The organism is Pseudarthrobacter sp. NPDC055928 (genome assembly GCF_042270935.1).
Lineage (GTDB): Bacteria > Actinomycetota > Actinomycetes > Actinomycetales > Micrococcaceae > Arthrobacter.
This window is the reverse complement of record NZ_JBHJZH010000046.1, coordinates 1-1,569: the sequence shown is the minus strand read 5'-3', so window position 1 is coordinate 1,569 and position 1,569 is coordinate 1. Positions and strand designations below refer to the sequence as shown.

Here is a 1,569-nt window from a genome sequence, read left to right as displayed (position 1 = left end):
GCCAGCAGCCAAAAAACAACGGGGGGAGAAGGGGAGCTGGCCGGTCACCTAAGCCGCCCCACACCCCTCACGTCTCTGCAAGGACAAAACCATGACTGAAAAACTGACCATCTCCGGTTCCGCTGACCTTCTCGCCGCCGTCCCGCATCTGCTGGGTAACCAGCCCAAGGAGTCGTTTGTCGTGCTGACGTCACGCTTCGGCACCCTTGGGGCAACCCTGCGCATGGACGCACCGGCGAAGGCCGCACCACTGGATTACGCCCAAATGATGGCGACCTACGCCGCCAACGACGAGAAGGCCACGGGCAGCTTCGTGATCGTTTATACCGACGAGAAACCGGCCTACGGCTCCCCCTACGCCGCTCACGTGCTCGCACTCAGCACGGAGCTGGCCACTGCGCGGATGCCCGTAAAGAAAGTCTTCTTGGTGACGGGCACCTACTGGGCAACCTACGGCACCACGGAGAAGAACTCACTGGATGAAATCCGCGACAGCAACGCGAACGCCACCTTGACCTATTTCGGATCCGCCCCCGGTATCGACGTCTACAACCCGGAACTGCTGGGCACGTGGGCGCTTCCGGTGCAGGCGCCGGAAGGTACGGACGAGGACCTGGACGCCGCCTGCGCTACATGGGCGACCGTGCTGGACGGGGAAGGTACGCCGGACAAGGAAACGGCCCGCCAGCTGGCGGCAGCATTCCAGCACCGCCACATCCGTGACTACCTGTTTCGGGACACCATCACCACGCATAACGGCAACTTCGGTGACACCCTGACCGGCAAGTTCACCGCCCGCCCCGACTGGACGCGAGTGGACCGGGCGGAGGCCATTGCCTTCGAGCTGATGAAGGTCGTACCCACCGGGCAGCGCGCCCCCATGCTGGCCCTGATGGCTTGGCTGGAATGGCTCAAAGGCCACGGAACCCAGGCGGACCGCTACCTGAAACTGGCCACCGAGGACGTTTCGGACTTCCGGCTCGCCGTGCTGCTGCGCGAACTCATCAACCGCGGAGCCGTCGCAGACGTCGCCCGCGACGAGGGCGCTGCCTACCAGCGCCGCCTAATCTAGGACAGCCGAGGCCGGGACGGATCACCTTCGAGGTATCCGTCCCGGCTTCCCGGTGGCGGGGCGGCCTCCCCCGCTGGGGCTCCTCCGGCCGCCGAGTCACGCTGACGCGGGCGCAGCCACACACCCAGTCAGCATGCAGGATCCCGGACTACAGTGGGCAAAGACGCCACAAACGGGAGGGACGCCGTGGGAACCGAATACATCTTGACCGACGACGACAGGCCTGCCGCTGACGCGAGCCTGGCCGAGGACATCATCGAGCTGCAGCTTCTCACGGCCGGCGAAAAGACCGGCCCATTGGACACGGCGCACGCCCAAGAACACCACGACTTCTAAGCCCGACGCAGCGAAGCTGCTGAGCCTATAGATTCCCTTGCAGAGGAAGCATGAAGAGCCGGCACTATGAACTGGTCCCCAAAAGTTGGACTCCTTAATGTGCGGGTCCCACTTTAGCGGCCAAGGACCGGCCCTTCGAAGAAGTCCCCGTCCCATTTGGG

At 64.2% G+C, this 1,569-nt stretch carries 2 protein-coding genes; both read left to right on the top strand.

The genetic code is table 11. From position 1 onward, the window contains the following. Positions 1-91 precede the first annotated feature (91 nt). Positions 92-1,072 carry a DUF4192 family protein gene (locus ACFC25_RS22670; RefSeq protein WP_376049350.1) on the top strand — a complete coding sequence of 327 codons (981 nt, stop codon included), beginning with the start codon at positions 92-94 and terminating at the stop codon, positions 1,070-1,072. 186 nt (positions 1,073-1,258) lie between these two features. Further along, complete coding sequence (locus ACFC25_RS22665) at positions 1,259-1,408, top strand: hypothetical protein (protein WP_376049348.1); 150 nt, start codon at positions 1,259-1,261, stop codon at positions 1,406-1,408. The last annotated feature ends 161 nt before the right edge of the window (positions 1,409-1,569 follow it).